Consider the following 290-nt stretch of genomic DNA (forward strand, 5'->3'; position numbering starts at 1 on the left):
GGATAAGCTGCGTAAGCTGTACGGGGTCGGACCGGTATGCAGTGAACTACATATTGCCCCGTCAACGTATTACCACTGTCAGCAACAGCGACATCATCCGGATAAACGCAGTGCCCGTGCGCAGCGCGATGACTGGCTGAAGAAAGAGATACTGCGCGTATACGATGGGAATCATCAGGTATACGGTGTGCGTAAAGTCTGGCGTCAGTTGTTACGGGAAGGTATCAGAGTGGCCAGATGCACTGTGGCACGTCTCATGGCGGTTATGGGACTTGCCGGTGTTCTCCGGG

1 protein-coding gene and 1 other annotated feature are annotated in these 290 nt (G+C 54.5%); the gene reads left to right on the top strand.

The window, feature by feature from the left end; translation table 11 throughout:
• Positions 1–290 (top strand): IS3 family transposase (locus BFF42_RS21600; protein ID WP_146753335.1); only part of this gene is annotated, 290 nt, incomplete at both ends.
• Positions 2–61 (top strand) — a sequence feature (AL1L pseudoknot). Its footprint overlaps the gene before it by 60 nt.

Origin of the sequence: Shigella sp. FC1661, assembly GCF_001712525.1 — a bacterium.
GTDB lineage: Bacteria > Pseudomonadota > Gammaproteobacteria > Enterobacterales > Enterobacteriaceae > Escherichia > Escherichia coli.